General features: G+C 59.7%; 25 protein-coding genes. 22 read left to right on the forward strand and 3 right to left on the reverse strand.

Features of this window, described 5'->3' with window-relative positions:
• Positions 1-2 precede the first annotated feature (2 nt).
• From SELSP_RS02215 to hydG, 4 genes are all read left to right on the forward strand, one after another.
• Complete coding sequence (locus SELSP_RS02215) at positions 3-2,486, forward strand: sulfatase-like hydrolase/transferase (RefSeq protein WP_006193591.1); 2,484 nt, start codon at positions 3-5, stop codon at positions 2,484-2,486.
• 62 nt (positions 2,487-2,548) lie between these two features.
• On the forward strand, positions 2,549-3,049 hold the full coding sequence (ilvN, locus tag SELSP_RS02220) for an acetolactate synthase small subunit (RefSeq protein WP_037367896.1): 501 nt from the start codon (positions 2,549-2,551) through the stop codon (positions 3,047-3,049).
• 45 nt (positions 3,050-3,094) lie between these two features.
• Entirely contained in the window at positions 3,095-4,234 is a 1,140-nt protein-coding gene (locus tag SELSP_RS02225; RefSeq protein ID WP_013740583.1) for a D-alanyl-D-alanine carboxypeptidase family protein, read from the forward strand.
• Between the two features lie 20 nt (positions 4,235-4,254).
• Positions 4,255-5,679 carry a [FeFe] hydrogenase H-cluster radical SAM maturase HydG gene (gene hydG, locus SELSP_RS02230; RefSeq protein ID WP_013740584.1) on the forward strand — a complete coding sequence of 475 codons (1,425 nt, stop codon included), beginning with the start codon at positions 4,255-4,257 and terminating at the stop codon, positions 5,677-5,679.
• Between the two features lie 135 nt (positions 5,680-5,814).
• Here hydG and SELSP_RS11860 read toward each other — a convergent pair whose 3' ends face one another.
• Together SELSP_RS11860 and SELSP_RS02235 are read right to left on the reverse strand one after the other, a co-directional pair.
• Positions 5,815-6,090: a type II toxin-antitoxin system YafQ family toxin gene (locus SELSP_RS11860; protein ID WP_006193587.1), complete on the reverse strand. Its 276-nt coding sequence runs from the start codon at positions 6,088-6,090 to the stop codon at positions 5,815-5,817.
• Positions 6,087-6,353, reverse strand: coding sequence for a type II toxin-antitoxin system RelB/DinJ family antitoxin (locus SELSP_RS02235; protein ID WP_013740585.1), 267 nt, complete (start codon positions 6,351-6,353; stop codon positions 6,087-6,089). Before SELSP_RS02235 ends, SELSP_RS11860 begins: the two co-directional genes overlap by 4 nt.
• A 304-nt stretch (positions 6,354-6,657) precedes the next feature.
• On the opposite strand from SELSP_RS02235, the gene SELSP_RS02240 reads away from it, so the two are divergent.
• The 13 genes from SELSP_RS02240 to SELSP_RS02300 all read left to right on the forward strand — a co-directional run bounded on the left by SELSP_RS02240 (position 6,658) and on the right by SELSP_RS02300 (position 20,799).
• Positions 6,658-6,954: a helix-turn-helix domain-containing protein gene (locus tag SELSP_RS02240; protein WP_006193585.1), complete on the forward strand. Its 297-nt coding sequence runs from the start codon at positions 6,658-6,660 to the stop codon at positions 6,952-6,954.
• A 216-nt stretch (positions 6,955-7,170) separates the two neighbouring features.
• The gene (thiS, locus tag SELSP_RS02245) at positions 7,171-7,365 is read left to right on the forward strand and encodes a sulfur carrier protein ThiS (protein WP_013740587.1); all 195 of its coding nucleotides are present in this window, start codon (positions 7,171-7,173) and stop codon (positions 7,363-7,365) included.
• Positions 7,366-7,431: 66 nt separating this feature from the next.
• Entirely contained in the window at positions 7,432-8,229 is a 798-nt protein-coding gene (locus SELSP_RS02250; protein WP_006193583.1) for a thiazole synthase, read from the forward strand.
• On the forward strand, positions 8,226-9,482 hold the full coding sequence (gene thiH, locus SELSP_RS02255) for a 2-iminoacetate synthase ThiH (RefSeq protein WP_006193582.1): 1,257 nt from the start codon (positions 8,226-8,228) through the stop codon (positions 9,480-9,482). Before SELSP_RS02250 ends, thiH begins: the two co-directional genes overlap by 4 nt.
• Positions 9,475-10,074, forward strand: a complete 600-nt coding sequence (locus SELSP_RS02260; protein ID WP_006193581.1) for a thiamine phosphate synthase — start codon at positions 9,475-9,477, stop codon at positions 10,072-10,074. The genes thiH and SELSP_RS02260 overlap by 8 nt, the downstream gene beginning before the upstream one ends.
• Before the next feature lie 151 nt (positions 10,075-10,225).
• The gene (gene fumC, locus SELSP_RS02265) at positions 10,226-11,590 is read left to right on the forward strand and encodes a class II fumarate hydratase (protein WP_013740588.1); all 1,365 of its coding nucleotides are present in this window, start codon (positions 10,226-10,228) and stop codon (positions 11,588-11,590) included.
• Positions 11,591-12,448, forward strand: coding sequence for a class I SAM-dependent methyltransferase (locus tag SELSP_RS02270; RefSeq protein WP_006193579.1), 858 nt, complete (start codon positions 11,591-11,593; stop codon positions 12,446-12,448).
• Between the two features lie 389 nt (positions 12,449-12,837).
• Positions 12,838-14,805 carry a methyl-accepting chemotaxis protein gene (locus SELSP_RS02275; protein WP_013740589.1) on the forward strand — a complete coding sequence of 656 codons (1,968 nt, stop codon included), beginning with the start codon at positions 12,838-12,840 and terminating at the stop codon, positions 14,803-14,805.
• 115 nt (positions 14,806-14,920) lie between these two features.
• Positions 14,921-15,388 (forward strand): NUDIX hydrolase, encoded by a 468-nt coding sequence (locus SELSP_RS02280; RefSeq protein ID WP_013740590.1) that lies wholly within the window; start codon positions 14,921-14,923, stop codon positions 15,386-15,388.
• A gap of 307 nt (positions 15,389-15,695) precedes the next feature.
• Entirely contained in the window at positions 15,696-17,663 is a 1,968-nt protein-coding gene (locus SELSP_RS02285) for a methyl-accepting chemotaxis protein (RefSeq protein ID WP_006193575.1), read from the forward strand.
• 470 nt (positions 17,664-18,133) lie between these two features.
• Positions 18,134-20,098, forward strand: coding sequence for a methyl-accepting chemotaxis protein (locus SELSP_RS02290; protein WP_006193573.1), 1,965 nt, complete (start codon positions 18,134-18,136; stop codon positions 20,096-20,098).
• Between the two features lie 193 nt (positions 20,099-20,291).
• Positions 20,292-20,495 carry a hypothetical protein gene (locus SELSP_RS02295; RefSeq protein WP_006193572.1) on the forward strand — a complete coding sequence of 68 codons (204 nt, stop codon included), beginning with the start codon at positions 20,292-20,294 and terminating at the stop codon, positions 20,493-20,495.
• A gap of 1 nt (position 20,496) precedes the next feature.
• Complete coding sequence (locus SELSP_RS02300) at positions 20,497-20,799, forward strand: HMA2 domain-containing protein (RefSeq protein ID WP_006193571.1); 303 nt, start codon at positions 20,497-20,499, stop codon at positions 20,797-20,799.
• Positions 20,800-20,923: 124 nt separating this feature from the next.
• On the opposite strand, the gene SELSP_RS02305 is transcribed toward SELSP_RS02300, so the two are convergent.
• Positions 20,924-21,400 (reverse strand): hypothetical protein, encoded by a 477-nt coding sequence (locus SELSP_RS02305; protein ID WP_006193569.1) that lies wholly within the window; start codon positions 21,398-21,400, stop codon positions 20,924-20,926.
• Between the two features lie 185 nt (positions 21,401-21,585).
• Between SELSP_RS02305 and SELSP_RS02310 the strand changes: the two genes are divergently transcribed.
• Genes SELSP_RS02310 through rapZ form a run of 5 tightly spaced genes read left to right on the forward strand, consistent with a single transcriptional unit; the run spans position 21,586 to position 26,340 of the window.
• Positions 21,586-22,521: an ROK family protein gene (locus tag SELSP_RS02310; protein ID WP_006193567.1), complete on the forward strand. Its 936-nt coding sequence runs from the start codon at positions 21,586-21,588 to the stop codon at positions 22,519-22,521.
• The gene (gene nagA, locus SELSP_RS02315) at positions 22,518-23,720 is read left to right on the forward strand and encodes an N-acetylglucosamine-6-phosphate deacetylase (protein WP_006193566.1); all 1,203 of its coding nucleotides are present in this window, start codon (positions 22,518-22,520) and stop codon (positions 23,718-23,720) included. The genes SELSP_RS02310 and nagA overlap by 4 nt, the downstream gene beginning before the upstream one ends.
• A gap of 51 nt (positions 23,721-23,771) precedes the next feature.
• Positions 23,772-24,566: a Cof-type HAD-IIB family hydrolase gene (locus SELSP_RS02320; protein WP_233275186.1), complete on the forward strand. Its 795-nt coding sequence runs from the start codon at positions 23,772-23,774 to the stop codon at positions 24,564-24,566.
• A gap of 22 nt (positions 24,567-24,588) precedes the next feature.
• Complete coding sequence (locus SELSP_RS02325; protein WP_006193564.1) at positions 24,589-25,386, forward strand: Cof-type HAD-IIB family hydrolase; 798 nt, start codon at positions 24,589-24,591, stop codon at positions 25,384-25,386.
• A gap of 48 nt (positions 25,387-25,434) precedes the next feature.
• Positions 25,435-26,340, forward strand: a complete 906-nt coding sequence (gene rapZ / locus SELSP_RS02330) for an RNase adapter RapZ (RefSeq protein ID WP_006193563.1) — start codon at positions 25,435-25,437, stop codon at positions 26,338-26,340.
• Positions 26,341-26,349: the final 9 nt, after the last annotated feature.

Genomic DNA, 26,349 nt, shown 5'->3' on the forward strand with positions numbered 1-26,349 from the left:
GGATGAATGAGAAAGAGGTGCAGCTGATCGGGCAGCTGCAGGAGGCGGCTGCTGCGGGAGACGCGGCAGCTTGGCGAACTGTGGTTCTTGCGTTGATGGAAGCGTATAACTGTGCGCCCGATGAGGAGCTTTTTTCTCTGCTGCGTGATTTGCTCTATGTGCCGAATGCCGATGCTATGCGCGCGAACTATGAAAGGGCACGCGCAGCGCTTTTCGACAGGGCGGTGAGATTGTCGGAAGTGGCGTCATCTCCGCAGGAGTTTCCCTCGTATGAGGAACTGTCGTACCGCTTGTTCCCCCTCGATGCGGATGCTTCCGTGTTCTTCTGGAATGATGAGAACCGCTTCTTGCTGCATAAAGGCGGCACACGTCTTTTGGATGCCGTGCAGAAAATGCTGCTTGACGCGCCGGAGTCCGAACTTCTTCCGCTCATGGCGGACGCTCTGCGCGAGCAGCGCACGAATGTCCTTAGAAAGCAGCTTTTTCTGTGGCTTGAACAGCGCTCCTTTCCTCCTTCGACGAAAGCTGCATTGACAGAATTTGCTGCTTTGAGCCATGATGAAGCGGAACCTCTTTTCATCGAGGCGGTTTTTCGATTTGTCACAGGCGATTTGCCCGGAGCACGTGTCTTGGCAGAGCGTGCGTATGCGCTTCGCTCCGTTCATGTGGGATTGTGGCGGCTGCTTGTCGATATTTATGATGCACAGGGCGAAGAGGAGCTTGCTGCGCGCTTCAAGGGACTTTGTCACAAGCATACAGGGGAATTGTTGGGGATGCCTATTCGCCTTGAGGACATGGCTGTGCGGCGTGCTTTTCTGATGGGAAGGCTGACGGTCTTTCAGACGCCCTTTTACGAGGAAGTCGAGCTGCTTTCGCAGGGAGGGGTGCAGGCGCATCGGCACACGTTGTTCGGCAGGTTTCTCCTTTCACCGGAAAAGAGAGGGAGAAGGCTGTGGTGCGGCATCTACAATACCGATATCTTTTTCAATATGCGTGCTGTGCGCTTGGCTCATCTGGAGTATTCGGGCGAAGAAGATATGGAGCTTTATTCGAATATCACCTTCGACCTGCGCAGGGCGATGACTGCGACTTCTTTGAACGTTCATGTATCGCCTGATGTGCCCGTTCTTGTCGCCGCCACCATTGCACCGTTCGAATCCCAGATGAAGGCTGCCATCACGCTCGATGATGGACAGACGCGCGGAGATTTCTATACGGGGATCGGGGAATTCGGTCTTTTGCGCATGGAGAGAGACACGCGCCTTACCTTTTCGGAAGGGGTTTTCGTTGTGACGGAACCTGTGCAGCTCGTGCACAGTCCCAAGCGCAAGCGCCTGATTTTGAATCTTCTGCTCGACGGCTTGTCCTGGGCGGCGATGCGCCGCGATGGATTCCGTGCCATGCCGAATCTCATGCGCTTTTTTTCCAAGGGTGTGATCTTTGATCAAGCGTTTTCTGTCGCCGAGTACACGTTTGCTTCTCTCAGTACGATGGAAACGGGAATGCATATGCACAGAAGCCAGGTTTTCCATGGGGATGTGTGGATGGAAATTCCTGCCGAAAACAAGGTGCTTTCCGAGCGCATGAAGGAGCTTGGCTACCATTGCGTGCAGACCATGGGAGACGCCACAGGTATAGACAATGGTCTCAAACGCGGTTATGACCGTATCGTCGCAGCTCCGTACATCACGCTTCCGACGTACGAGGGCGTCAAGCGGACGATCGATCATCTCGATGCTTTTGCGGAGTGCGACAATTATGTATTCCTGCATGTATCGGACTCGCATCCGGTCGTTTCCTATGCCATTCCGCCCCAGCCGAAAACGCAGGCGAAGCTTCCTTGGCAGGAACGTGTCTATGAAGGAGTGCCGAGAGAGAGGGCATTCGATCTCAATGGAAAACGGCGCAACGTGTACGACAACGTGGCTGCCATCGAGCGCATGGATAGGGCGCTTGGCGAGCTTTTCCGCTATATCGAGGATCACTACAAGGACGATGAGTACATCATCAATGCCTATTCCGACCACGGGGTTTCCGTTCACAGCAAAGATCCGTTCTTCTTCAGCGACGAGCGCTGCGGCACGGCATTCATGATGCGCGGTGCGGGCATTCCCGCCATCGGCATGACGGATGAGCTCGTGAGCCTTCTCGATCTCCATGCCGTCGTCATGCACGAGGCGGGGCTGCCCATGGATGAAACGCTCGATGCGAACCTGCCCGCCGTGTTCGGCGGCAGGGCACGCGAGTATGTGATCTCGAATTCCATCTTCCCGGGGCAGACGTACAAGCTCGCAATCCGCACGAAGGAACATGAGTTTCGTTTGGAAACGAAGGAGTTTACGCGCATGGACGGTACGATCGACATGAGCGCTTATACATGGCATCTGTATGAGCGAGAGGGGCATCGGGAGATCTGGAGCGACGCCTTGCGCGACAAGTTCCTCGCGATCGCGTGGCAGCATGTGGCGTCGTTCGCCCATGTGTGATATGATGAGAGTGCCGCCTGAGACTTCTCAAGGCGGTAAGGAAGGCGGTTGAATCAAGCATGATGCAGAAATTTTTCCTCGCGGCGCTTCTCGACAATAAGCCGGGCGTCCTCACGCATATATCGGGGCTGATCAGCCGCCGCGCGTTCAACATCGAGAGCATTTCGGCAGGCTATACGGAAGAGCCGGACGTGACGCGCATCAACATCGTCGTGTCGGTTGAGGACGAGCGCGAACTCGCGCAGGTTACGACGCAGCTCGCGAAGCTCATCGACGTCATCAAGATTGTCAACCTCAGCGAGGTGGACTCGATCAAGCGCGAACTCGTCTTGATCAAGGTGCGGGCGACGAAGGAGACGCGCGCCGACATCATCAACGTCGTCAACATCTTCCGCGCGCGCATCGTCGACGTGAGCAAGGAGAATGTCGTCATTGAGCTGACGGGCGAGGGCGACAAGATCGACGCCCTGTCCGAAGTGCTTTCGGAGTACGGCATCATCGAGATCGCACGCACGGGCGCCATCGCGCTGTCGCGCGGCCCCGTGCCGGTCAAGGAGATGTGAGGGGAGCGCCGGATTTATCGGCGGTTTCGTAAGGGGGCAGTTCTTTTGCTGGGATGTAAGGATTTCTTCTCTTTTTGTGGTTTCAGGCCGAGCGGCGTGCGCCTTTTGGGACATCGCGCTTTGCGCAGAACTGCGGCGGCGCTCGCGCTTTCGTATGCGCTGACGGGGGGCGTGCCCGCGCTCGCCGCGCACGCGCCCGTCGCGGTCGGCGAGCGTGCGCACGACGTCGGACAGACCGAGGTGCACACCGAGCCGCAGCATGCTGGCTCAGCGCGGCGCACGATCGCCTTCGGAAAGCCGTCGCGGAAGAACGCGCCGAACGCTGCGCCTGCGATACCTGAAGCCGCTCTGCCCGGCGCTGCCCCTGCCGCTTCCCCTACTCCGCCTGTGCCGCCCACAGCACTCGCCGCGCCGCCCGCTTCCGTGCGCTCGATGACAGCGGACGCGGCGATTCTCATGAACGCGCGTACGGGCGAGGTGCTCTACGAGAAGAACGGCGACAAGCGCGAGTATCCTGCGAGCATGACGAAGATGATGACGTGCATCCTCTCGGTCGAGAGCGGCAGAGCCGACCTTGCCGTGACGATTACGCCGTTTGCCGCCGACGTCGAGACGACGCGCGTGCGCCCCGGCGAGCAGGCGCGGCTTCGAGATCTCACGCGCCAGATGATGCTGATCTCCGACAACGGCGCGGCGCTCGCCATCGCCGAGACACTCGGCGGCTCGGAGGCGCAGTTCGCGGCGATGATGAATCGGAAGGCGCGGGAGATAGGCGCTTTTCATACGCATTTCGTCAACCCAAACGGCATGCCTGATGCGAACCACTATTCGACGGCGCATGACATCGCCCTCATTGCCGCCTATGGCCTCCGAAATCCCGAGTTCCGCAAGATCGTCGGCACGAAGGCGAGCACGATCTACTACCTGCAGCCTGCAGGCTACAAGACGTACTGCGAGAACACGAACGCGCTGCTCTACTCCTACCCGGGCTGCACGGGACTCAAGACGGGCTGGACGCGTGCGGCAGGGGGCTGCCTCGCAGCATCCGCCGTGCGCGGCGATACGGAGCTGATCGCCGTCGTCATGCACTCGGACGACGAGGATACGCGGGCATCGGAGGCCGCCGCGCTCCTCGACTACGGCTTTAGCGCCTTGGCAGAGGGCGGGAAGCAGGAAAGATCTTGAGGATGCAAGGGGGCATAAGCATGACAACGTACGATCCGAAGTCCGCGCGTGCCGAGGAGTTCATCAACCATGAGGAAATTCTCGCCTCGCTCGCGTGGGCGGAAGAGAACAAGGACGATCGCGCGCTCGTGGAGCAGCTTCTTTCGCGTGCACGTGACTGCAGGGGACTCACGCACCGCGAGGCGGCGCTGCTGCTCGCCGTCGATGCGCCCGATCTCGTCGAGCGGATGCTCGCGCTCGCCAAGGAGATCAAGGAGGAGCTTTACGGCAAGCGCATCGTGCTCTTTGCACCGCTCTATTTGTCGAATTATTGCGTGAACGGCTGCGTCTACTGTCCCTACCATGCGAAGAACAAGCATATCCATCGCAGGAAGCTCACGCAGGACGAGATCCGCCGCGAGGTCATCGCTCTGCAGGATATGGGGCACAAGCGCCTCGCGCTGGAGACGGGAGAAGACCCCGTGCATAATCCGCTCGAATATGTGCTAGAAAGCATCAAGACGATATATTCCATCAAGCATAAAAACGGCGCGATCCGCCGCGTGAATGTCAACATCGCGGCGACGACGGTCGAGGACTACCGAAAGCTCAAGGAAGCGGGCATCGGCACTTATATCCTCTTTCAGGAGACGTACCACAAGGAAAACTACGAAAAACTCCATCCGACAGGCCCGAAGCATGACTACGCGTGGCACACGGAGGCGATGGACCGCGCGATGGAGGGCGGCATCGACGACGTGGGCTGCGGCGTGCTCTTCGGTCTCAACATGTACCGCTATGACTTCGTCGGCCTCTTAATGCACGCCGAGCACTTGGAAGCGCGTTTCGGCGTCGGCCCGCATACGATCAGCGTGCCGCGCATTCGGCCGGCGGACGACATCGACCCGGGCGCGTTCTCCAACGCCATCGACGACGATACTTTCGCGAAGATCGTTGCCGTCATCCGCATCGCCGTGCCCTATACGGGCATGATCATCTCGACGAGAGAATCCGAGGAGAGCCGCCGCCGCGTCCTCGACCTCGGCATCTCGCAGATTTCGGGCGCATCCTCGACGAGCGTCGGCGGCTATGAGAAGAGGGAGAGCCCCGAGGAAAATTCGGCGCAGTTCGACGTCAACGACACGCGCACGCTGGACGAAGTCATCGAATGGCTCTTAGACCTCGGCTATGTGCCGAGCTTCTGTACCGCGTGCTACCGCGCGGGACGCACGGGCGACCGCTTCATGAGCCTGTGTAAGAGCGGGCAGATCAAGAACTGCTGTCTGCCGAATGCGCTCATGACTTTGAAGGAATACCTGGAGGACTACGCGCAAAAAACGACGCAGGAAAAGGGCGAACGCGTCATACAGGAGCAGTGGCAGGACATCCCGAACCCCGCCGTCAAGAAGAAGGCGGCGCTCTACCTCAAGGAACTCGGCGACGGCATGAGGGACTTTCGCTTTTGAGGGGGAAGGAATGTATATTTATGCATGGCGCGTAGAAGGCGGTGCAATCTGCAAAATACGGAAAAGGAGCTGTCGCGTGTGTTTGCGACAGCTCCTTTAGCGTTAGGTCTTGCTCCTTCATAAAGAGAAAGAGCATCAAAATAAATCGCTGTGTGTACCCGTTCGATGAAGGAGTAAAGTGAGAATTTCGTTATCAATACGATAGACTAGCAACCAATCTGGCAATATATGACATTCCCGATATCCTGCGAATGTACCTGTAAGTGCATGGTCGCGATTCCTTTCGGGCAATGGCGTTCCAGCGGCAAGCTGGTCGACGATTTCTTCCAGACGGCAAAGAGGCAGACCGCGTTTGGCAGCAGTTTTTACGTCTTTGCGGAAACGTGCTGTGGGGATGATCTTGTATTTCAAAGAATATCCTCCATCATTTCATGTGCTGAAGCATAGGATTTGAAATTCTCGGGATTTCTGCGTATCTCTTCGGCCTCCTGCAGAGCGGCCATCGTTTCGGGATTTGTTGCATAAAGCTCAAAAGGAAGCCTTCCTTGGCGCAGGATCTGACGCGCCATCGCGTTGACCGCGACGGACATGTTGAGTCCCATGCTGGCGAGTGCGGCATCCGTTTGGGCTTTTAACGCTGAATCCATGCGGACTCGTATCATGGTCGAAGGCATGTTTTCAACCTCCTTTTTGAGACGGAAATATGGAATAAAGCTACAGGAATCGTTGAAACTGTCGACCTGTCTTACGATATCAGTATAGCATAAATTTGAGAAGAGATACAGTGCAGTCTTAGGACTCTTAGCTGCACCGTATTTGTTGTTGATTATATGTGATAAATAACATATAATGAATTACAAGGAGCGGTATGATGAGTTTTTGTGTCGTGTATTATGAGATGGAAAAAGGGATAGCGCCCGCTGAAGAATTCATTCTTGCACAGGATTCCGATTATTATAGGCAGAGGGGGATGCAGCGATGAGAAGTTTTCATACGACTTTGCATGAGCGATTGAAGGATTCTGAGTTCAAGGCAGAGTATGAGGCACTAGAGCCTGAGTTTCAGCTTATTCGCTCACTATTGGAGGCAAGGAAGGTTACAAAGCTCACGCAAAAAGAATTGTCTGCAAGAACGGGCATTTCGCAGGCGGATATCAGTCGCATTGAAACAGGAGAGGCCAACCCTTCAATGCAGACGATGAAGAGGCTGGCCGAGGGGTTGGGTATGCAGCTTCGCGTGATGTTCGTACCGCAGAACGCGCACAGCGGCGTGTAGAAAAGCAGATCGGCGTCGGCGAATTTTCCTTGCATTTTTCCACAACTGCGCTATAATGAATACTGAAAAAGGGGAGTCCACGAATGGGCTGAGAGGGGGCTTTTCGCTCCGACCCGAAACCTGATTTGGATCATGCCAACGTAGGGAATAGAGGGCGACTTTGACCGCATACACCGCTTTGGCGTATGCGGTTTTTCTTTTTGGGGAGGGATGAAGATGGTGAAGATCAACGGCGAGGACGTTGCGGCGGACGGCAGGATGCTCTTGGATTATCTGCAGGAAGCGGGATATGTACCCGCACGCATCGCTGTCGAGCGAAACGGCGAGATCGTGCCGCGGGCGACGTATGACTCGGTGCGGTTTGCGGCGGGCGACGTCGTGGAGATCGTGAGCTTCGTCGGCGGCGGCTGAGACGATGAGGAGCGTGCTGTCGATGGCAAAGGCTTCTCCCAAAGGGAGGGCGAAGGGGGAAATCGTATGGAAAAGAAGCAAGGGGAAGACATGTTGAAGCTTGGCGGCAAAATGTTCCGCTCGCGCTTCATCCTCGGCTCGGGCAAGTATTCGCTCGAACTCATCCGCGCTGCCGTGGAAAATGCGGGCGCGGAAATGGTGACGCTCGCCGTGCGGCGCACGAATACGCGCGAAGGGCAGAGCATCCTCGATTACATTCCTGAGCATGTGACGCTCTTGCCGAACACGTCGGGCGCACGCACGGCAGAGGAAGCCGTGCGCATCGCACGCATGGCGCGCGAGCTTGGCTGCGGCGACTTCATCAAGGTGGAGATCATGCGCGACGCGAAGTATCTTCTGCCGGACAACGAGGAGACGGTTCGCGCGACGAAATTGCTCGCCGCCGAGGGTTTTACCGTCCTGCCGTATATGTTTCCCGACCTCTATGCGGCGCGCGCCCTTGAGGCGGCGGGAGCGGCGGCGGTCATGCCGCTCGCCGCTCCCATCGGCTCGAATCAAGGGCTGCAGGCGAAAGCGTTCATCAAGATTCTCGTCGAGGAGATCGACGTGCCGATCATCGTCGATGCGGGCATCGGCAGGCCGTCGGAAGCGTGCGAGGCGATGGAGCTCGGCGCCGCCGCCGTCATGGCGAACACGGCGATCGCGACGGCGGGCGACGTGGCGCGGATGGCGGGGGCGTTCAAGGCGGCGATCGAGGCGGGACGCGCGGCGTATCTTGCGGGGCTTGGCCGCGTCTTGGAGCGCGGCGCGTCTGCGTCCGATCCGCTGACGGGCTTTCTGCACGAAGGAGAGGCGACGAGATGAGAGAAGATGCAAGCTACTTCATAGATTCGGCGCGTTTGAGCGGCGCGGCGCTTGAAAGGAAGCATCGGCTCGAAAACGATCCGGCGAGCCGCACGGATGTCATGGCGTATGCGAGCGATATGGAGCGGATTGATTCCGATGTGCGCGAAAAGGTGCTTTCTGCGACAGCGGAGTACGATCCTGCCGCCTACAGCGCCGCCGACGTGGAACGCGCTCTCGCGTACGAACGGTGCAGTATCGAGGATTTTGCGGCGCTACTCTCGCCTGCCGCCGCGCCGTTTTTGGAGCGCATGGCGAGGCGTGCCCAGCGGGAGACGGGGCGTCATTTCGGCAACACGGTTTACGTCTTCACACCGCTTTACATCGCGAATTACTGCGATAATTACTGTATTTACTGCGGCTTCAACCGCTACAACGACATCGTGCGGCGCAGGCTCACGGAAGCGGAGATCGCACGCGAGATGGAGGTCATCGCGGCGTCGGGCATCGAGGAGATCCTGCTGTTGACAGGCGAAAGCCCCGCCAAGAGCGACATCGCCTACATCGGCGAGGCGTGCCGTCTAGCGCGGCGGCATTTCCGCAACGTCGGACTCGAAATCTATCCGGTGAATACGTCGGACTATCGCTATCTGCACGAGTGCGGCGCGGACTATGTGACGGTGTTTCAGGAGACGTATGACGCCGTGCGCTACGAGGAGCTTCACCTCGCGGGCAGGAAGCGCGTCTTTCCCTACCGCTTCGAGGCGCAGGAACGCGCCATCTTGGGCGGCATGAGGGGCGTCGGCTTCTCGGCTCTTCTGGGGCTCGCCGACTTTCGGCGCGACGCCCTGGCGACGGCGCTGCACGTCTACTTCCTGCAGCGCAAGTATCCGCACGTCGAATACTCGCTCTCCTGTCCAAGGCTTCGTCCCATCGTCAACAACGCGGGAATCAACCCGCGCGACGTGCATGAAAGGGAGCTTTGCCAGGTGCTATGCGCCTACCGCATCTTCCTGCCCTACGTCGGCATCACGGTCTCCTCGCGCGAGTCGGCGAGCTTTCGCGACGGCATCGTGAAGATCGCGGCGACGAAGGTATCGGCGGGCGTCTCGACGGGCATCGGCGACCACGAGGAGAAGTACGAGGGAAAGGAAGCGCAGGCGGCGGGTGACGAGCAGTTTGAAATCGCCGACGCGCGTTCGCTCGCCGAGATGTACGCAGGGCTTTCGCGCGGCGGTTTGCAGCCCGTACTGAACGATTACGTCTATGTATAGGGGAAGAATCATTGCGTGCATCACGAATCGCCGTCTCGTAAAAGGCGATTTCCTCGCGCAGATCGAGCGCGTCGCCGCGATGGAGATGGCAGACTGGATCATCGTGCGCGAAAAGGATTTGAGTGTGGAGGAGTATCGGATGCTTTTCGCAAAGGTCGCACGCATCGTGCATAAGGGCGGCAAGAAGTGTCTCGCGCACGGTCGGATTGCGCTCGGCATGATGTCGGAACTCGGCGCGGACGGCATCCATCTGCCGCTTGACGTCCTGCGCGAATGGCGAGCGGCGAGCGGGCGGCGGTCAGCGCCGCAAGCGGGCGCTGTGCAGCTCGTCGGCGCATCGGCGCATTCCGCCGCCGAAATCGCCGAAGCCGTCGCCCTTGGCGCAGACTACGCGACGCTCAGTCCCATCTTCGTCACGGCGTGCAAGCCGGGTGCTGTCCCGCTCGGCATCGCCGCCCTCGCCGCCGTCTGCAAGGAGTCGCCGATCCCTATATTCGCGCTCGGCGGCATCGGCATGGACAAGCTCGACGCCTGCATCGAAGCCGGCGCGGCGGGCTGCTGCATGATGTCGGAGCTGATGCGGTGCATGTGAGAGCATGAGGCATGATGCGGCTTTTCGTGTCAAAAGGCCGCGTTCCTTTACGAAAACTTTATTGAAAAATATTCTCATATATGTTACACTGAAAGCGTCGGAATTTGTCCGACGCTTTTCTTTCCGCTTACAGATGAAGGAGGAGACGTTTATGGAGTACAAGATCGAGCATGATTCTCTCGGAGAGGTTCGCGTGCCGAAGGATCGCTATTGGGGGGCGCAGACGCAGAGGAGCTTCGAGAATTTCCCCATCGGCACGGAGAAGATGCCGAAGGAGATCATTCGCGCCTTTGCCATCTTGAAGAAGTCGGCGGCGTTTGCCAACGCGACGCTCGGCAGGCTCGACGAGAAGCGCCGCGACGCCATCGCGAAGGCGGCGGATGAAATTCTCGCGGGCGATCTGGACGGGCATTTCCCGCTCGCCGTATGGCAGACGGGCAGCGGCACGCAGTCGAACATGAACGTCAACGAGGTGCTGGCGAATCGCGGCAACGAGATTGCGGGCGAGAAGCTGCTGCATCCGAACGACCATTGCAATATGTCGCAAAGCTCGAACGACACGTTCCCGACGGCGATGCACATCGCCGCCGTCGTCGCCATCGAGGACAAGCTCTTGCCGTCGATCGACAAGCTTGCCTCGACCTTCGAGCGTTTGATGAAGGAGAATGAAGGAATCGTCAAGACGGGCAGGACGCATTTGCAGGATGCCGTGCCGATTTCCTTCACGCAGGAGATCAGCGGCTGGCTCGCCATGCTCAAGGCTTCGCGCGCACAGATCGAGGCGACGCTGCCGTTCTTGAAGGAGCTGGCCTTGGGCGGCACTGCGGTCGGCACGGGACTCAATGCGCCCGAGGGCTTTGCCGAGGAGGTCGCGCGCGTCGTCAGCGACATCACGGGACTCGATTTCCGTACAGCACCGAACAAGTTCCACGCGCTCTCGGCGAAGGATGAGATGGTCTTCGCGCACGGCGCCTTGAAGGGGCTGGCGGCGAACCTCATGAAGATCGCCAACGATGTGCGCTGGCTCGCGAGCGGCCCGCGCTGCGGTCTCGGCGAGATCACGATCCCGTCGAATGAGCCGGGAAGCTCGATCATGCCGGGCAAGGTCAATCCGACGCAGTGCGAGTCGGCGACGATGGTGGCGGTGCAGGTCATGGCGAACGATGCGGCTGTCGCCATCGCGGCTTCGCAGGGCAATTTCGAGCTGAACGTCTACATGCCCGTGACGATCTACAACTTCCTGCAGTCGGTGCGCCTCCTGGCGGATTCCCTGCGCTCCTTCGATGAGCGCTGCGTCGTGGGCATCAAGGCAAACAAGGAGAAGATGCACGAGAACCTGCATCGCTCGCTGATGCTCGTGACGGCGCTGAATCCCGTCATCGGCTACGAGAAGGCGGCGAAGACGGCGCACAAGGCGTACGAGGAGAACATCTCGCTCAAGGAGGCGTGCGTCGCGCTCGGCTTCCTCACGCCTGAGAAGTTCGACGAGGTCTTCCATCCCGAGGAGATGGTCTAAGTGACGGACGTCGGCAAGAGTCCGGCCGTACCGGAAGCGGGCGCGGGGAAATCGCCCGAGGACGGCACGGGCAGAAAGCCGAACTACAAGAACTGGCTGCCGCGCCGCATGATTGCGGCAGCGCTCCTGGCCGCTGTACTCTTCTGGGCGTTCTTCGCGCTCGCGCTCGCCCTTTTGCCGCGTGCGGGCGCGTGGCTCGCCCTCGATGCCTTCCTTGTGCTCGCGGCTCTCGCTTCGATGCTCCTCACATTTTGGTTCTGCGCTCTCTACCGCATGTTTTCTTACGACGGCAAGCGGCAGTTGGCACGGCAGATCGTCGAGGGAACGGCGGCATTTGTCAAGCTTCCCGCAGGCGGGCGCATCCTCGACGTCGGCTGCGGCAGCGGCGCTCTGACGATCGCCTGCGCGAAGGGAAATCCCGCGTGCCAGGCGATCGGCGTCGATCTCTGGCGCGGCGTCTACGCCTCGTTCAGCCAGCGGATCTGCGAGGAGAATGCGGCGGCTGAGGGCGTGACGAATACGGAGTTCCGCCCGGGCGACGCCCTCAAGCTCGATTTTCCCGACGAGAGTTTCGATGCGGTGACGAGCAACTATGTCTATCACAACATCCCGAAGATCTCGGGGCAGACGATGCTCGAGGAGACGCTTCGTGTCCTGAAGAAGGGCGGCGTCTTCGCGATTCATGACATCATGGAGCGCGGCAAGTACGGTGATATGGAAGCGTTCGCCGCCAAGCTGCGAGATGAGGGCTACGAGGAGGTCAAACTTCTCGACACGGCCAAGGGCATGTTCATGAGTCAAGGCGAGGCGCGCTTCATGTGCTGCAGCGCGTCCAAACTGCTTGTCGGCAGGAAGTGAAGTCGTCGTAACAGAAAAGTGGAAGGCTGTGCATGAGTCGGTTCGACTCGTGCGCAGCCTTTTTTTGCCGGAGGGGCGGCGCACGATGCCCGATAGGCGGGTGCTGCGTGCATATTTTGCACGCAAGCGACATGGGGCAAACGTCCTTTAAACATTGTTAGAAATTGCTCATGAAATTCGTCTGCGGAGTTTTGATTGCTCTTATTTCTTTCTTTTACAGCAGAAAGTCGGTTCCTTCTATGCAGATTCATCGCAATTCATGTATATTGGAATCAACTGTCAGGAAGTTTCCTCGTTTTGCCCGAATTCGCAGAAAAAACTTTCTTCCCGCAAAGAGGGGTTTTTGTTCTATAATAAAAGAAAAGTTGGGAGAAAAAGAGGAGGTTCTTATGAAACTGAAACCGAAGATGCTCTTGGGTATCGGGATTCCGCTCGTTGCGGCATTCCTCATCGTGGGATTCGTCATCAGCTCGATGGCGAGCTCGGCGCTGACGGCATCGAAGCAGAGAAGTATGTACGAGATGGGCGAGCATTATGCCAACGCCATCGACAAGATCGTGGAGATGAACCGCGTCGCTGTCGAAACGGCGACGGTGAATTGGGAGGAGGCGATGCCCGAGGGCGAGGCGCTGCACGAGGCGCTGCTGCACATGGCGGATCGCCCGGGCGTCGTCTCCGCCTATATCGGCAGGGCGGACGGCAGCGCGGCGACGAGCGCATCGTTCCGCGCGGGCTACGACCCGAGGGAGCGCCCGTGGTACAAGGAGGCGGCCGCTGCTCCCGACAAGACGATCATATCCAAGCCGTACAAGGCGGCGTCCACGGGCAAGCCCGTCTTGACGATCAGCCGCGCCATTGAGAAGAACGGGGAGGTCAAGGGCGTCGCCGCCATCGATATTTCGCTCGAATCCGTCGGGGACATCGTGCGGGACGTCAAGGTCGGCGAGACGGGAGCGCTCGTCATCCTAGGGCCGGAGACGGAGTACATCTACCACACGAAGTATACGGTGGACGACCGATTCAACGAGATTGACGGCGGCGCTTATAAGGATCTGGCAGCGAAGCTTACGACGGGAAAGCCTGAGCAGATCGAAGCTGACTATCAGGGCAGCAAGAAATTCTATGCGGGCGTTCCCGTCGGGGAGACGGGCTGGACGGTGCTCATCGCCCTGCCGCGCGACGAGGCGAATGCCGCCGTCACGCACATGAGCATGCTCGTTGTCGCGATCTGCCTCGCGGCTCTCGTCCTGCTTCTCGGCATCACCTATGTATTGCTCCATGCGGTGACGACGCCGATCGGCGTCCTGTGCTCGCTGATGGAGAAGATCGCGGGCGGCGACCTCACGACGCATCTTCCCGCGAGCAGCCGCTCCGATGAGATCGGCGCCCTGCAGAACAGCTGCCGCGACATGATGACGAGCCTGCAGACGATGGTCAAGACGACGAAGGAAGCCGCCGACCATGTGTCGGAGTCGAGCGAGGAATTGACGGCAAGCTCCTCGCAGTCGGCGGACGCGGCGCAGTCGGCGGCGGAAGCCGTCGTCGTCATCGCCGAGGAAAGTGCGCGTCAGAGTACGATCGTTGAGGATGCAACAGGAAAGGTCATGGGCGTCAACGACGAGATGAAGACGATTCGCTCGGCGGTCGATAAGGCGCAGCAGGCGGTTGCCTCGACGGGCGAGGCTACCGAGGAAGGCGCGGAAAAGCTCAGGGGTGCGATCCGAGGCGTCGAAGGGCTGGCCGATGGCTCGGCGAAGACGAGCGCGGCGGTCGAAAAACTCTACGAGGGCTCGAAGAACATCGCGGAGATCAACGAGCTGATCACGAGCATCGCAGGGCAGACGAAACTCCTCGCGCTCAACGCGGCGATCGAGGCGGCGCGCGCGGGCGAGCAGGGCAAGGGATTCGCCGTCGTCGCCGACGAGGTGCGAAAGCTCGCCGAGCAGAGCGAGCAGGCGGCGCAGGAGATCGGCACAGTCATCGGCAAGAACTCGGAAGAGATCGAGCATGTATTCTCGCTGACGAAGAGCCAGCAGGACGATGTGCGCGAGAATGTGCGAGAGGTCAAAGAAGCAGGCGAGAAGTTCCGCCGCATCATGGGGCTTGTCGAGGAGCTTGAGGGCGAGATCGAATCCGTCGTCAAGATCAGCGAGAAGGTGCAGAAGAGCTGCGCCGAGACGGCGGCCGCCGTGCAGGAGATCAATGAGGTCTCGCATACGGTGCAGCAGAAGGCGACCGACGTCTCCGCCGTATCGGAGGAGCAGGCAGCCTCGACCGAGGAGATCGCCGCCGCCAGCCAGACGCTCGCGCATCTGGCGGAGCAGCTGCAGCAAGGCGTGCAGAAGTTCCGCCTCTAAGATGGAGCCTGCGGCATGCGGGCGCAAGACAAAAGGGGATAAGGCAAGGGACGAGAGCGGTGAAGCGCATCTTGCCCCTTGTTCTTTTTCCGAAGGGAAAGGAAGGAGCTGGAAGATGGAAAGAATGAGCACGCTTTGCTATATCGAGCGTGAGGGCAAGTATCTGATGCTGCATCGCACAATCAAGGAGAACGACGTCAATCACGGCAAGTGGATCGGCGTCGGCGGTCACTTCGAGGCGGACGAGTCGCCCGAGGAATGCCTGCTGCGCGAGGTGGAGGAGGAGACGGGATATCGGCTCCTTTGCTGGCAGTTCCGTGCGCTCGTCACGTTCGTTTCGGGCGACGGGGTGACGGAGTACATGCATCTCTTCACGGCGGATCGCTTCACGGGAGCGCCGATCTCTTGCGACGAGGGGGAGCTTGCCTGGGTGGAGAAGGGGCGCATAGAGAGTCTGGAGCTTTGGGAGGGCGACCGCATCTTTCTGCGCCTTCTGGCGCAAGATGTGCCATTTTTCACATTGAAGCTCGTCTATGATGGTGCGGGAGGGCTTCTTGAGCATCGTCTGCATCGCTATGCGTGATGAAGGGGAAAAGAGGAGAAATATGAAGTTAAAAGGATGAAATGGAAGATACTGGTTGAAAATTGGAGTAAAATAGGCGATACTCTCCTGAATGAACGATTTTCTCTCGACAAAAGTATGAGAAGAAATGGGATATATTTTCTATTTCATGTTTATTGAGAAAATTCTCAGGAAAACGAGGCAGGAAAAAGAGCCGATTTTACGAATATGGAGGACTAAAGCACAGCTTAAGGGGTATTCCTAGAAAGTTAGGGTTTGATTAAAGGAATATCCAGGGAATGGACAAGAAAGGACAGGGATGAATTGTATGAAATTAAAACCCAAGATGCTTTTGGGGATCGGTGTGCCGCTCGTCGTGATTTTCATCATCATGGGCGTCGCCATCAACATGATGGCGAGCTCGGCGCTGACGGCGTCCAAGCAGAAGAGCATGTACGAGCTTGGCGAGCACTATGCGAACGAGATTGACAAGATCGTCGCCGCTGATACTGCCGTGGTCAATGCGACGGCGGCCGCCTGGGGCGAGTCGATGCCCGAGGGCGAGGCGCTGAAGGCGACACTCACCCACATCGCGGATTTGCCGGGCGTTGCCTCTGCCTATATCGGCAGGCCGGACGGCAGCTATGAGACGAGCAAGCACTTCCCGGCGGGCTACGATCCGCGCACGCGCCAGTGGTACAAGGCTTCGGCGGCGAACCCGGACAAGGCGGTGATGTCGAAGCCGACGACGGCAGCTTCCGACGGCAAGACCGTCGTGACGCTCAGCCGCGCCATCGTGCGAAACGGCGCGCTCATCGGCGTGCTCTCCATCAACATCGAGCTTGACGCCGCGCGCGAGGCAGTCAAGGATGTGAAGGTCGGCAAGACGGGCGCATTGATCATCCTTGGCCCTGACACGGAATACATTCATCATTCGACGTACACGCTCGCGGACAAGTTCAAGGAGATTGATGGCGGCGCTTACAAGGAGATTGCGGAGAAACTTACGTCGGGGACTCCTGTGCAGCTTGAGGCGGAGTATCAGGGCGAGGCGAAGTTTTACGCGGGCGTGCCGATCGGCGAGACGGGCTGGACGGCTCTTGTGGCGCTGCCGGTTTCCGAGGCGAACGCTGCCGTCACACAGATGGAACTGGCGCTGTTCGTCATCTGCATCGTCGCGCTCGCGCTCATCTTGGGCGTCACCTACGTCCTGCTGACTTCGGCGATCACTCCGCTCGGGCTGCTGTCCTCTCTGATGGAGAAGGTCGCGGCAGGCGACTTGACGATGCAGCTTTCCTCCGATGTGCGCCGCGATGAAATCGGCGCCCTGCAGACGAGCTGCCGTACGATGCTCGAAGGACTGAAGCGCACGGTCAGTTCGACGCGCAAGGCGGCGGGGCAGGTGTCGCAGGCGAGCGAGGAGCTTTCGCTGAACGCCGGACAGACGGCGCAGGTCTCACAAATCTCTGCTGAGGCTGTTACGGACATCGCCAACCAAAGCGCTGCACAGAGTCAGATTGTTGAGGAGACGGCGGAGAAGCTCGTGAACGTCGACGAGCAGATGAAGACGATCTCGCAGGCGATTGCGGAAGCCGGGCAGGCGGTCGCATCGACGGGAGAGGCGACGAAGGAAGGCGACGCGATGCTCGATCAGGCCATCGCGGGCGTCGAGGGACTCGCGGACGGCTCGGTGAAGACGGGCGCGGCCGTCGAGAAGCTCTATGCCGGCTCGAAGAACATCGCGGAGATCAACGAACTCATCACGAATATCGCGGGGCAGACGAAACTCCTCGCCCTCAATGCCGCCATCGAGGCGGCGCGCGCAGGTGAGCAGGGCAAGGGCTTCGCCATCGTTGCTCAGGAAGTCCGAAAGCTCGCCGAGGAGTCGGCGGCGGCGGCGCAGGAGATCAGCGGCGTCATCACGCAGAACGCCGAAGAGATCGAGCAGGTCTTCGCGCTGACGAAGGCGCAGCAGGAAGAGGTGCGCGAGAACGTCGGGCAGGTCAAGGCGGCGGGCGAGAAGTTCCATCGCATCATGGATCTTGTCGGCGATCTGGAGGCGGCCATCGTGCGCATCGTCGACATCAGCCGCAAGGTGCAGGCGGACTGCGATGCAACGACGGCATCGGCGCAGCGCATCAACGATGTCTCGCACAAGATTCACAAGAAGGCGTCCGACGTATCCGCTGCCTCGCAGGAGCAGGCAGCCTCGACGGAGGAGATTGCCGCCGCCAGCCAGACTCTCGCGGGCCTTGCCATAGAGCTGCAGAACAGCGTGCAGGCATTCCGCCTTTAATGTTTGTTCACAATAAACTTCCTGAAGGGGAATTTTGTCTGTATCTGCAGGATATGCACAAAACAAGAATAAGGGAAAAAGAGGGGGAGGACGCATCCTTGCGAGCCTCCTCTTCTTTTTTGCTTGGCAAAACTAGGTATAAATACCTAAAATTTTCAAAGAGTTAAGCGGAAAAATTTTTTTGAGACAGATATACTAAAGTCAGAAAACATAAGAGAAATACATATCATGTGCATAAGTTGTTATAGGCTCATTGTACCCCCCCCCCCCATAAGTCGTAAAATAAACGACTTTTTTACTAGGGGCAAGCAGGAAAAAGTCGCATGGATGGCGAATGACAAAACATAGAGGGGAAATCTCTTTGTAGTATGCGCTTTTACCTTGTTTGTCCGCTGCTGTCGGAGCAATAGAGGAAGGGCGTACTCGTGGAGTGTATATGTGTTCATAGAAGCTGGGCTGGGAGGTTCATTATGAAGTTGAAAGGAAAAATGCTCACGGGGATCGGCGTGCCGCTTCTCATCGTATTCGTCGTCATGGGATTCGTCATCAATACGATGGCGACGGACGCCTTGTCGACATCCAAACAGAGGAGCATGAGCGAGCTTGGCTCGCGCTATGCGAATGCTATCGTCACGATCGTTGAGTCGGCGCGCGTCGCCGTCAATACGACTTGCATGAATTGGGCACAGAGTCTGCCCGAAGGCGCCGCGATGCAGGAGGCCGTGCGCGAGATCGCCAAACTCGACGGCGTCGACAGCGCCGTCTTCGGGAATGCGGACGGCTCCTATGTGGCATCAAGTTCGCTTGGCGCGGGCTACGACCCGAGGACGCGCGCGTGGTACAAGGAGGCGGCGGCGCAGCCGGGAAAACTCATCGTCTCGAAGCCGTTCAAATCGGTCAAGGGCGATCCGGTCATCAGTCTGAGCCGCGCGATCGTGCAGAACGGCGCAGTGCGCGGCGTTCTCTGCGTCGGCATATCGCTTGAGCCGGTGGGAAATCTGCTCAAGGACGTCAAGGTCGGCGAGACCGGCTCGATCGTCGTCCTCGGCCCCGATACCGAGTACATCTATCATCCGAAGTATACGGTCGAGGATAAGTTCAACGAGATTGACGGCGGCGCTTACAAGGACTTTGCCGCCAGATTGACGACGGGAAAGCCCGAGCAGATCGAAACGGAATATCAGGGCGTGCAGAAGTTCTATTCCGCCGTACCTGTGGGGGAGACGGGCTGGACGCTCCTCGTGGCTCTGCCGGTCTCCGAGGCGAACGCCGCGGCTGCGCACATGAGCTGGGCGCTGCTTGCGATCTGCGCCATAGCGCTCGCACTTTTGCTGGGCATCACTTATGTCCTTTTGACGTCGGTGACAACGCCGATCGGCGCTCTTTCGGGTCTGATGGAAAAGATTGCGGACGGCGATCTCACGGCACATCTGACGAAGAGCGACCGCAGCGACGAGATCGGCACGCTGCAGAACAGCTGCCGCGATATGCTCGAAGGCCTGCAGACGACGGTCAAGTCGACGAAGTCGGCTGCCGAGCAGGTGGCCGCGTCGAGCGAGGAACTGACGGCGAGCGCTGCACAGACGGCGACGGCTGCACAGTCCGCCGCTGAAGCCGTCTGCATCATCGCCGAAGAGAGCGCAAACCAGAGCGGGATTGTCGACGCCGCGACGCAGAAGGTCACGGGCGTCAACCGGCAGATGAAGACGATTTCGGAGGCGGTCAGCACGGCGAAGCGCGCCGTGAACCTGACGGGCGAGGCGACGCAGGAAGGCGACGAGAAGCTCGACCTTGCCATCGAGGGCGTCGAGGGCCTTGCCAAGAGCGCGGCGACGGCGAGCGCGGCGGTCGAGAAGCTTTACGACGGTTCGAAGAACATCGCGGAGATCAACGAGGTCATCACCTCGATTGCAGGGCAGACGAAGCTCCTCGCCCTCAATGCCGCCATTGAGGCGGCGCGCGCCGGCGAGCAGGGCAAGGGATTCGCCGTCGTCGCCGAAGAGGTGCGAAAGCTTGCCGAAGAGTCCGAAGCGGCGGCGAAGGAGATCAGCGGCGTCATACAGAAGAACTCCGAAGAGATCGAGCATGTCTTCGAACTCACGAGGAATCAGCAGGGCGAGGTGCGTGAGAACGTCGGGCAGGTCAAGGAAGCGGGCGAGAAATTCCATCGCATCATGGATCTCGTGGCGGAGCTGGAAACGAGCATAGAGAGTATCGTCGAGATCAGTGAGAAGGTGCAGGCCGACTGCAGCGAGACGACGGCTTCCGTGCAGAAGATCAACGATGTCTCGCATACGGTGCAGCAGAAAGCGACGGACGTCTCCGCCGTATCGGAGGAGCAGGCGGCATCGAACGAGGAAATCGCCGCCGCCAGCCAGACGCTCGCCGACCTCGCCGAACGTCTGCAGGCGGGCGTAGAAAAGTTCCGCCTGTGATGAGGATGAAAATCGCTCAAAGCCTTGAAAATAAAGGCTTTGCGGCACTTGACAGGGACGGATTCTGCGCTTATAATAAGCGGAAATGCGAGGATATGGACGCGGTCTGCTCACGGGGCGGATCGCCTCCTGCGAGGAGGCGTTTGCCGCTTCGTTCCTCAAGTAAATCAAAGACATATACGGAGGTAACATCATGGGTGATCTTGGATTTGGCAAGCCGATTTTCTGGGTGGGTCTCGCTGCGGGCATCGTGGCGGGTGCGCTCGGCTATCGTTGCGTGCAGAAGCGCTGCGCGGCGAAGAAGGCGGCTGCTGCCGCACTGCCGCAGGCATCGCTCGAAGAGCTTCTGCAGCAGAAGGCGGAGATCGAGGCTCTGATCGAGGCGCAGCAGGCGTAAGATGGGCATTCTCTCGGCGTTGGGCATACCAACGAACAAGTTCGAGCTCTTCCTGCGTTCCGTCGAGGTTTCGTCCTATATCCCCGGGCGCATACGGCTGCACAGCAAGATGCTCGTCGGCAGCCCCAAGGTGGAGAAGGAACTTCTGGCGTATCTTCGCTCGTATTCGGAGCTGAGCGAGGTGGAGACGAGCACGGCGACAGGCTCGATCCTCATCAAGTACACGCCGCAGCTTCTCCATTCGAACGAGGAGCTGACGCGTGCGGAAGCGTACATCAAGGAGCGCGCGAAGAATCGCAAATGAGCGGAAAAAATCCGCCTGCCCCGCTGTATCGGACAGCGAGACGGGCGGATTTTTTTAGAAAACGCTGATAAAATGAAGTTGCCCGAATTTGCACAGGCGGGCGGCGGCCTTTATTCACGGTTTTTCAATAGAGCTGTGCCTTCCAGTAGGCGAGGTCAGGTTCGTTCAAGGGCAGGTCGACGCTGTAGCCGTTGTCGTAGCGGATCTTGACGCGAACCTCGTCGGCCTTTCTGAGGAGCGGCAGCAGCTGGGGCGAGACGTTGAGGAAGAATTTGTTCGTGTTCTTCAGCGAGGTCTCGGGGCTGTATTCCTTGAGGTCGTAGCTCGGCGGCTCCTGCTTGACGATGGCGTCGATGTCCCAGGCGTCGCCGTCGGCGCTGATGGTCACGAGCGGCTTTGGCTTCGCGCTGCTGTAGCGGTAGTCCCACATCGTGAGCGTCGCGCCTTCGACGCGGCCGCTTTCGTCGTAGGAGCCTTGGAAGTCGATCTTGCAGTAGGCGGAGAGACTCTTTGCCGTGCGGTGGTCGGCGGTGTAGGTGTAGCCAAAGCCGAAGGCGCCGCAGAGGATGAGGAGGAGGCCGAAGTAGAGGAAGATTTTCATAGGGGTTCTCCGTTCCGCCCGCGTCGCTTCTGCACGCCTTTCAGAGAGAGCTGTTCGCGATGCGGGCATGTTTTCTCCCTCCCATTATACTTTATGCGCCGCGCCTTGTCACTACCATTGCGCCCGTGCTTCTCCTGTGCTATAGTGGTAGGAACGATGTTCAATATTTTCGAGGATGGGAGTCCATGGAAGAAAATTTCATTTGCTTGGATATTGGCGGCACTTCGATCAAGTATGCACTTGCTGCAGGAGGCAGGCTGCGCGAGAAAGGTTCTGTGCCGACGGAAGGACGGACGGCGGGGGCGCAGGGCGTAGCCGAGAAGGTGCTCGCCATCGTCGATGCTTTTCGGGGAAGAGGCGTCGCGGGCGTCGCGATCTCGACGCTCGGCATCGTCGATCCGGTCGCGGGCAAGGTCATCTACGCAGGTCCTAGCATCAAGGACTACACGGGATTTGCCCTCAAGGCTCTCGTCGAGGAAGCGACGGGACTTTCCTGTACGGTCGAGAACGATGTGAACTGCGCGGGGCTTGGCGAGTACTGGCTCGGTGCAGGCCGCGGCGTGCGTTCGCTCGTCTGTCTGACGGTCGGCACGGATGTCGGGGCTTCCATCCTTTTCAACGGCAGACTTTGGCGCGGCGCGAACTACAGCGCGGGCGAGGCCGGCAGCATGAGGCTCGCGGGCGGCAGGTTCGGCGACCTCGCTTCCGTGCGCCGCATGGTACAGAGCGCGGCGAAGGCGCACGGCATCGCCGAGGAGCTTGACGGTGAGACGGTGTTTGCGTGGGCGCGTGCAGGCGACGCCGATGCGGTGAACGCCATCGCGAGGCTCATCGCGCCGCTCGCCGAGGGGATCGCGAATATCTGCTACATGCTCAATCCCGAGCGCATCGTCCTCGGCGGAGCGGTGATGGCGGAGCGCCAGTATCTGGCGCCGCGCATCCTCGCGGACTTGGAGGAGGCGGTGCCGCGCCCGTTCCGCTCCGCGACGCAGCTCGCTTTCGCCGAGCTGGGCAACGATGCAGGACTCATGGGAGCGCTCTATCACTTCCTTCAGCGCCGCAGGGACGCGCAGGAGAGAGCACAGAATCGAGAAACGGGGGAGGCGGGAAAGGTCAGATGAAGGCGATCATCAATGGACGGCTCTTGCTGCCGAACATGGAGGGAGATTTCCGCGTCATGGAAGATATGGCGCTTCTCTACGACGAGCGCATCGAGAGGATCATCGACATGGATGAGGTGGAGGCGGAAGCGGGCATCGACGAGGTGCATGATGCGCATGGGCTGTTCGTCTCGCCGGGCTTCATCAACGTGCATGTGCACGGCGCGTGCGGCTGGGACGTGATGGATGCGGCGGAAGAGGCGCTGCCGGCCATCGGCCGCTACCTCGCGCGCACGGGCGTCGTCTCGTGGCTCGCGACGACGATGACGGCGGGCGAGGACGCGGTGCACGCTGCCTTCGAGCGCGCGCGCAGCGCCATGCGCATGACGCCCGAGGGCGCGCGCATCCTCGGCGTGCACATGGAAGGACCTTTCATCAGCAAGGCGTACAAGGGAGCGCAGGCGGAGGAGGCGATCGTACGCGCCGACTACGATTGGATCGAGTCCTTCGAAGATGTCGTGCGCATCGTGACCTTGGCGCCCGAGGAGCTGGACGGCAAGTATACGTTCATCGACCGCTGCCGCGATGCGGGCATCCTCGTTTCTATCGGCCATTCGAGCGCGGACTACGGGACGGCGCTCGAAGTCATAGAGAAGCACGGCGTCACGCACATCACGCACTGCTTCAACGCCATGAGCGGACTGCACCAGCGTCATCCGGGCATCGTCGGCGCGGCGCTCGATACCAAGGTCAACTGCGAACTCATCGCTGACAATATCCACGTCGATCCTGCGGCGCAGCGCATCCTCTACCATGCGAAGGAGGGCAGGAATATCATCCTCGTGACGGATTCGATGCGTGCCGCCGGCATGGGCAACGGCGTATTCGAGCTGGGCGGGCAGGAGGTCACGGTCAAGGGAACGCGCGCAGAGCTGGCGGACGGCACGCTCGCGGGCAGCGTGCTCGCGATGAACGAGGCGGTTCGGAACTTCGCGCGGACGACGCGCGCACCCATCGAGCGCGTCGTTGAGATGGTCACGCGCACGCCCGCGGAGGAACTCGGCATCTATGAGGAGACGGGTTCTTTGGAGGAGGAGAAGCGGGCCGATCTCACGCTCTTTGATGATGAGCTCAACATCGCCGCGACGATTGTCGGCGGGCATCTCTCCTACATCGCCGCGCCCGACGCCTTGGACGGCGCGTGGCAGGACAGGGAGTAGAGGAAAGGCTTCAAGAAGGCAAGGGAAGGAATCGGACGGATGGCAATACGCATGATTGTGACGGATATGGACGGCACGCTGCTCGATGCGAAGAACGGCATCTCAGAAAAGAATCGGGCGGCGCTCAAGGAGGCGGCGGCAAAGGGCGTCCATGTGGCGATCGCTACGGGACGCATGCACCTCTCGGCTCTGCCTTACGCGAAGGAGATCGGAGTCACGGTGCCGATCGTCTCGTGCAACGGCGCACTCGTCAAGACGACGGCGGGCGAGGAGCTTTTCGCTTCGCCCATCGCGCCCGACGTGGTGCGAGAAATCCTCGACTGCATGAAGGAGCACGGCTGGTACGTGCAGCCCTATACGGACGAGGGACTTTTCTTCTGCGAGCGGGACTGCCGTGCCTGCGCTTACGAAAAGCTCGCGGGCATCGAGGGAAAGGCCGTCGGCTGGGATGGCCTCCTTGCATTGGGGACGCGCGTCTTCAAGCTGTTGTCGATCAGTGACCGTGCCGAGGAGACGGCGGTGCGTGCGGCAGAAATCTCGCGCATGTTCGAGGGAAAGGTTCGAGCCGTGCGCTCGAAGGAGAAGTACGTCGACATCATGGCGGAGGGCGTGTCGAAGGCGGCGAGCATCGAGCGCCTTGCGGCAAGCCTCGGCATCAACATGTCGGAGGTGCTGGCGCTCGGCGACTCGGATAATGACTGCGAGATGCTCGCTGCCGCGGGCATCGGCGTCGCCATGGCGACAGGCACGCCTGCGGCGCGGGAGGCGGCGGACTTCCTCGCAGAAAACGGAGCGGCGGACGGCGTGGCACGGGCTGTGCACGCCTATGTACTTGAAGGAAAGTGAAAGAAAGCATGAGGGATAGAGGATGGCAATTCGGCTGATCGTGATGGATCTCGACGGCACGCTCTTGACTTCGGAAAAGATGGTGTCGGACTACAGCAAGGACGTCTTGCGGCGGGCGATGGAAAAGGGCGTTGCCGTGACGCTGGCGACGGGGCGCATGCTGCTCTCGGCGAGCTACTTCGGCAGGATCATCGGAGCAAACGCGCCGATCATCTCGTGCAACGGCGCTCTGGTGCAGGCGCTCGATGCGACAGAGCCGCTCTTTTTGCGCGCCTTTTCGCCCGAGACGGTGGCGGAGCTTCTGACATTTGCGCGGGAGAACGGCTGGTACGCGCAGTGGTACATCGGCGACGACATCTACGCTGAGGATTTCCGACCCGAGTATTTTACCGCCTACCGCACGGTGCAGGGCTTCGCCGTGCACGAGGTCGGCGAGGATTTTTCGCCGTACGTCGAGGGCGTCGCGCAGGTCGTCGTGCGCGACCTCGCGGGCGGCGTCGGCGCTATCGCCGCGTCGATCCGCGAGCGATTTGCGGGACGCGTCGATCCGCAGCAGTCGAAGGGCTACACGCTCGACCTCGTGCCGACGGGCGTATCGAAGGCGACGGGCATCGAGGCGATCCTGCGTGCGACGGGCATCCGAGCAGACGAGGTCATGGCGTGCGGCGACTCGGACAATGACCTATCCATGCTGCGCCTCGCGGGTACGAGCGTCGTCACGGCGAACGGACAGGAGGAAGCGAAGGCGCTCGCGACATATCTTGCGCCAGGCTGCGACGAGGACGGCGTGGCAAGGGCGATCGAGGAGCTTGTTCTCTAGGATCTGGGTTTTTCAAGGGATTCTTATCAGTTTGCAGGAGTGGAGAGCATGACGAAAGAGAAGGATTTCAAATTTATCATCGTGACGGGGCTTTCGGGCAGCGGCAAGACGCAGGCGTGCCGCTTTTTGGAAGACCTCGGCTATTTCGTGGTGGACAATCTGCCGCCGGTGTTCATCCCGAAGTTTGCCGAGCTTTGCCGCCATTCGGCCGGACATGTGAGCCGCGTCGTGCTCGTCGTGGACACGCGCGGGCGCGAGTTCTTCGACACCTTCGTGCATGTGCTCGAAGAGATGGATCAGGCGGGTACGCCCTACGAGATGCTTTTCATGGAAGCCTCTGACGAGACGATCATCCGCCGCTACAAGGAGACGCGCCGCCGCCATCCGATGGCGGCGAACGCGCGCATTTCCGACGGCATCCAGAAGGAGCGCCGCCGCTTGGAATCCGTGCGCAACAAGGCGACGTACATCATCGACACGTCGCAGCTCAAGAAGGTCGATCTCAAAGAGAAGATCTGGCGGCTCTTCGGCAGCGAGGACGGGCACAAGATGAGCATCAATGTCCTGTCCTTCGGCTTCAAGTTTGGCATGCCCCTGGACGCGGACATGGTGCTCGACGTGCGCTTCCTGCCGAATCCCTTCTACATCGAGGAACTGCGCAGAAAGAGCGGCGCCGTCCCGGAGGTCGCCGAATACATCGGCAAGTGGCCCGTGACGCAGGAGTTCGAGGAAAAGCTCGACGCCATGCTCGATTTCCTCATGCCGCAGTACATCAAGGAGGGAAAGCCGCAGTTCGTCATCGCCATCGGCTGCACGGGCGGCATGCATCGGAGCGTCTACATCGCCTGCCATATCTATCGTTTCTTGACGGCGCGCGGCTTCCAAGTGGAGCTTGAGCATCGCGATCTCATGAAGAACGAGGTCGCCGAGCATCCGAAGGAGCTGCCCGAATAGATGGGCGAC

Source organism: Selenomonas sputigena ATCC 35185, assembly GCF_000208405.1.
Classification (GTDB): Bacteria; Bacillota; Negativicutes; order Selenomonadales; family Selenomonadaceae; genus Selenomonas; species Selenomonas sputigena.

Coding starts and splice junctions, on each gene's coding strand:
- thiH (WP_006193582.1), top strand. CDS start 8,226: ATGAGAGAAGATGCAAGCTACTTCATAGATTCGGCGCGTTTGAGCGGC.
- SELSP_RS02240 (WP_006193585.1), top strand. CDS start 6,658: ATGAGAAGTTTTCATACGACTTTGCATGAGCGATTGAAGGATTCTGAG.
- rapZ (WP_006193563.1), top strand. CDS start 25,435: ATGACGAAAGAGAAGGATTTCAAATTTATCATCGTGACGGGGCTTTCG.
- hydG (WP_013740584.1), top strand. CDS start 4,255: ATGACAACGTACGATCCGAAGTCCGCGCGTGCCGAGGAGTTCATCAAC.
- ilvN (WP_037367896.1), top strand. CDS start 2,549: ATGCAGAAATTTTTCCTCGCGGCGCTTCTCGACAATAAGCCGGGCGTC.
- thiS (WP_013740587.1), top strand. CDS start 7,171: ATGGTGAAGATCAACGGCGAGGACGTTGCGGCGGACGGCAGGATGCTC.
- SELSP_RS02280 (WP_013740590.1), top strand. CDS start 14,921: ATGGAAAGAATGAGCACGCTTTGCTATATCGAGCGTGAGGGCAAGTAT.
- SELSP_RS02310 (WP_006193567.1), top strand. CDS start 21,586: ATGGAAGAAAATTTCATTTGCTTGGATATTGGCGGCACTTCGATCAAG.
- SELSP_RS02215 (WP_006193591.1), top strand. CDS start 3: ATGAATGAGAAAGAGGTGCAGCTGATCGGGCAGCTGCAGGAGGCGGCT.
- SELSP_RS02260 (WP_006193581.1), top strand. CDS start 9,475: ATGTATAGGGGAAGAATCATTGCGTGCATCACGAATCGCCGTCTCGTA.
- SELSP_RS02235 (WP_013740585.1), bottom strand. CDS start 6,353: ATGCCTTCGACCATGATACGAGTCCGCATGGATTCAGCGTTAAAAGCC.
- SELSP_RS02290 (WP_006193573.1), top strand. CDS start 18,134: ATGAAGTTGAAAGGAAAAATGCTCACGGGGATCGGCGTGCCGCTTCTC.
- nagA (WP_006193566.1), top strand. CDS start 22,518: ATGAAGGCGATCATCAATGGACGGCTCTTGCTGCCGAACATGGAGGGA.
- SELSP_RS02285 (WP_006193575.1), top strand. CDS start 15,696: ATGAAATTAAAACCCAAGATGCTTTTGGGGATCGGTGTGCCGCTCGTC.
- fumC (WP_013740588.1), top strand. CDS start 10,226: ATGGAGTACAAGATCGAGCATGATTCTCTCGGAGAGGTTCGCGTGCCG.
- SELSP_RS02275 (WP_013740589.1), top strand. CDS start 12,838: ATGAAACTGAAACCGAAGATGCTCTTGGGTATCGGGATTCCGCTCGTT.
- SELSP_RS02300 (WP_006193571.1), top strand. CDS start 20,497: ATGGGCATTCTCTCGGCGTTGGGCATACCAACGAACAAGTTCGAGCTC.
- SELSP_RS02320 (WP_233275186.1), top strand. CDS start 23,772: ATGATTGTGACGGATATGGACGGCACGCTGCTCGATGCGAAGAACGGC.
- SELSP_RS02325 (WP_006193564.1), top strand. CDS start 24,589: ATGGCAATTCGGCTGATCGTGATGGATCTCGACGGCACGCTCTTGACT.
- SELSP_RS02305 (WP_006193569.1), bottom strand. CDS start 21,400: ATGAAAATCTTCCTCTACTTCGGCCTCCTCCTCATCCTCTGCGGCGCC.
- SELSP_RS02250 (WP_006193583.1), top strand. CDS start 7,432: ATGGAAAAGAAGCAAGGGGAAGACATGTTGAAGCTTGGCGGCAAAATG.
- SELSP_RS02295 (WP_006193572.1), top strand. CDS start 20,292: ATGGGTGATCTTGGATTTGGCAAGCCGATTTTCTGGGTGGGTCTCGCT.